General features: G+C 66.5%; 5 protein-coding genes. All 5 read right to left on the reverse strand.

Translation table 11 applies throughout. The features are described 5' to 3' along the window. Window positions 1-273 precede the first annotated feature (273 nt). A complete protein-coding gene (locus HUU95_RS11585) occupies window positions 274-1,344 on the reverse strand; it encodes a DNA-directed RNA polymerase subunit alpha (protein WP_174280249.1) in 1,071 nt (356 codons plus the stop codon). 87 nt (window positions 1,345-1,431) lie between these two features. Next, on the reverse strand, window positions 1,432-1,821 hold the full coding sequence (gene rpsK / locus HUU95_RS11590; protein ID WP_174280250.1) for a 30S ribosomal protein S11: 390 nt from the start codon (window positions 1,819-1,821) through the stop codon (window positions 1,432-1,434). A gap of 89 nt (window positions 1,822-1,910) precedes the next feature. Next, on the reverse strand, window positions 1,911-2,279 hold the full coding sequence (gene rpsM, locus HUU95_RS11595; RefSeq protein WP_174280251.1) for a 30S ribosomal protein S13: 369 nt from the start codon (window positions 2,277-2,279) through the stop codon (window positions 1,911-1,913). Window positions 2,280-2,491: 212 nt separating this feature from the next. Further along, window positions 2,492-2,980, reverse strand: a complete 489-nt coding sequence (locus HUU95_RS11600; RefSeq protein WP_174280252.1) for a hypothetical protein — start codon at window positions 2,978-2,980, stop codon at window positions 2,492-2,494. Between the two features lie 179 nt (window positions 2,981-3,159). Then, window positions 3,160-3,362 (reverse strand): ATP-binding protein (locus HUU95_RS11605; protein WP_174280253.1); only part of this gene is annotated, 203 nt, incomplete at its 5' end.

Below are 3,362 nucleotides of genomic sequence, written 5' to 3' on the forward strand. Positions count from 1 at the left end.
CGTCGCGGTGGTCGCCGTCCTTTCCATACGCGGGAGTCGCACGGCGAGGGATGTGTCAGACCGCGACGTGCTGGCGGACGCCCGGTGAGCGAAGCCGGGATCGCGCTGCCCGGGCAAGCCGACCAACCCTGGACGCGTCGGCAGGAACCGGCTGTTCGCCGGGACACGTGACCGAAAGAAGTCGCACCGAGACCTCGGACGGGCTTGGCTTACGCCGACCCGCCGGCCGGGCTTGCGCCGTCTCCGGGTTAGCTGGCGCTAACCCGGTGCGGCTTAGCCCATAATCTCCTGTTCCAGCTTCTTGGCCATTTCCTCGATATTCTCCGGCGGCCAGCCCGGGATCTCCATCCCCAGCCGCAGCCCCATCGAGGACAGCACTTCCTTGATCTCGTTCAACGACTTGCGCCCGAAGTTCGGGGTGCGCAGCATCTCGGCCTCCGTCTTGCCGACCAGGTCGCCGATATAGATGATGTTGTCGTTCTTGAGGCAGTTGGCCGAGCGCACCGACAGCTCCAGCTCGTCCACCTTCTTGAGCAGGTAGCGGTTGATCTGCTGCGTGTCGCCGATCGGCTCGTTGGCCGCGACGGGCGCGATCGCCTGGCCGACGGGCGCGGACGCGCGCGGCAGCGCGCCCTCGTCGAACTGGACGAACAGCGCCAGCTGGTCCTGCAGGATGCGCCCCGCATAGCCCACCGCGTCGTCCGGCGTGACGGTGCCGTCGGTCTCCACCGTCAGCGTCAGCTTGTCATAGTCCAGGTCCTGGCCGACGCGGGTCGGATCGACCTTGTACGACACCTGGCGCACCGGCGAGTAGAGCGCGTCGACCGGGATCAGGCCGATCGGCGCGTCGGCCGGGCGGTTGGCGACGGCGGGAACATAGCCCTTCCCGATATCGGCGGTCAGCTCCATGTTGAGCGTCGCGCCCTCGTCCAGGTGACACAGGACCAGGTCCTTGTTCATCACCTCGATGTCGCCGGAGACGGCGATGTCGCCGGCCTTGACGGTGGCGGGGCCGGTGGCGGCGAGCTGGAGCCGCTTGGGCCCCTCGCCCTGCATCCGCAGCGCGATCTGCTTCACGTTGAGCACGATGTCGGTCACGTCCTCGCGCACGCCGGTGAGCGACGAGAACTCGTGGAGCACGTTTTCGATCTTGATGGAGGTGACGGCCGCGCCCTGCAGCGAGGAGAGCAGCACGCGGCGCAGCGCGTTGCCCAGCGTCAGCCCGAAGCCGCGCTCCAGCGGCTCGGCGACGAAGGTCGCGCGCCGCTTGCCATCACCGCCCGCCTTCTTCTCCAGCGCGGTCGGCTTCTTGAGTTCTTGCCAGTTCTTTGCATTGACGGCCAAGGTTCGGGTCCCCGGGTTGGGCCGGAACGTGGGGGGTCCGGCCGGGTCAGTAAGGGCACCGGCGCGTCCGCCGGCACCGACAGGTAACTAGACGCGCCGCCGCTTGGACGGGCGCACGCCGTTGTGCGGGATGGAGGTCACGTCGCGGATGGAGGTGATCTGGAAGCCCACCGCCTGGAGCGCGCGCAAGGCCGATTCGCGGCCGGAGCCCGGGCCCTTGACCTCGACCTCCAGCGTGCGGACGCCATGCTCGGCGGCCTTCTTCCCCGCGTCCTCCGCAGCGACCTGCGCCGCATAGGGAGTCGACTTGCGCGAGCCCTTGAAGCCCATCATGCCCGCGGATGACCAGCTGATGGCGTTGCCCTGTGCATCGGTGATGGTGATCAACGTATTGTTGAAAGACGCATTAACATGCGCCACACCGGCAGTAATATTCTTGCGTTCACGGCGCTTGATGCGCTGGGGGGCCTGAGCCATGCTGGCGGTCCTGCTCTGATACGGTCGAGGTCGGGGCGAAAAGTCGCAAAGGTCGCGCCTACGCGCATGGGCGCGTGAGGTGCGTCCCCTTACTTCTTCTTGCCGGCGATCGGCTTGGCCTTGCCCTTGCGGGTGCGCGCGTTGGTGTGCGTGCGCTGGCCGCGCACCGGGAGACCGCGACGATGACGCAGGCCACGATAGCAGGCCAGGTCCATCAACCGCTTGATGTTCATCGCCGTCTCGCGACGCAGATCACCCTCCACCGTATGATCAGCGTCGATCGCCTCGCGGATCTGGAGGACTTCCTGATCCGTCAGGTCCTGCACGCGCCGATCGGGCGTGATCGACAGTTTGTCCGTGATCTGCTGGGCCTTGGACGGGCCGATGCCGTGGATATATTGTAGCGCGATCAACACGCGCTTGTTGGTCGGGATATTGACACCCGCGATACGTGCCATGCTGCTTGATCTCCTAGCTCCACGGGCCCCGCATGGCGGCGCGGCCCATCTCGACGCATTGCTCGTCCGAAACACATAAGCCCGACGAGCGCACGGGAGCGCCGCCGGAAGCGGTTATCATCGGGAAAAATCGAATTAAGCGCGACCGGGTTCACTGTCAACCGCCGCCCGGAACCAGGCGGGCGGCAAAACGTGTGTTTGACGGCAAGCGATCAAGCCCAGACGTTCACCACCGTCACGAGATCAGCGATCGCGCCGTTGCGCGCGATGTAGGTGCCGTTGTTCCATTGCTCGCTGAGGCTGCCTTCGCCGGGATCGAGGTACACGATGCGGCCATTCCTGGCTTGCCTCGCGGCGCAGATGAAGTGGCCGCCATTGGGCGCGGGCCGCCACAGGAACAGCCCGATCACCGCCTTGCGCGGCCCCAGATTGTTGATGTTGATGATCTTGGCGTCGATTGCATTCGCTTTCAAACCCTCATTCTGCAGCCCCTTGGCGACTTGAGAGGCATAGAGCCCAAACGCGCCGAACGTATTGGCCATGCTGTCCTGGTTGTTGGGGAGATCGTTTCGGAAACACATGCCGAGATGATTGCCGCCGGTCGCCGTCATCATCTGCTTGACCGCGCCGGCGAAGACCCGCTGCGCCAGCGGCCATTCGTCCTCGTCAATACATTGCTGCTTCACCAGCCCGCGCGCCATCCAGATGCTGGCGACGCCGCACGAGCTCGGCTGCTCCTGCTGCCACACCTCTAAGCCGACACCGTCGGTGTCCCTGGCGACCCTTACTCCCATCGTTGCCCCCTCGCCTCCATGCCGGCCAGCGCAATGCGGCCCGCCCCTCCATACGGCGAATGAGCGCAGTTCCGGCCCTCCGCTGCCTATCTGGCGGGCAGCACGATCCGCGCCACCAGGCCCGGCGCGTTGTCCGCCAGGTCGAGACGGCCGCCATGCAATCGGGCCACCGCGTCGACCAGCGCGAGACCCAGCCCCGCCCCCGGCGCCGAGCGCGCCGCGTCAAGTCGGCCGAACCGCGCGCGAGCACGGGCGCGATCGGCTTGCGCGATGCCCGGCCCACGATCCT

The sequence above is a fragment of the Sphingomonas bacterium genome, from assembly GCF_903643065.1.
Classification (GTDB): domain Bacteria; phylum Pseudomonadota; class Alphaproteobacteria; order Sphingomonadales; family Sphingomonadaceae; genus Sphingomonas.

Excerpts from the sequence above, each read along its gene's own strand:
- rpsK (WP_174280250.1), bottom strand. The coding sequence starts at position 1,821 with ATGGCTCAGGCCCCCCAGCGCATCAAGCGCCGTGAACGCAAGAATATT.
- HUU95_RS11600 (WP_174280252.1), bottom strand. The coding sequence starts at position 2,980 with ATGGCGCGCGGGCTGGTGAAGCAGCAATGTATTGACGAGGACGAATGG.
- rpsM (WP_174280251.1), bottom strand. The coding sequence starts at position 2,279 with ATGGCACGTATCGCGGGTGTCAATATCCCGACCAACAAGCGCGTGTTG.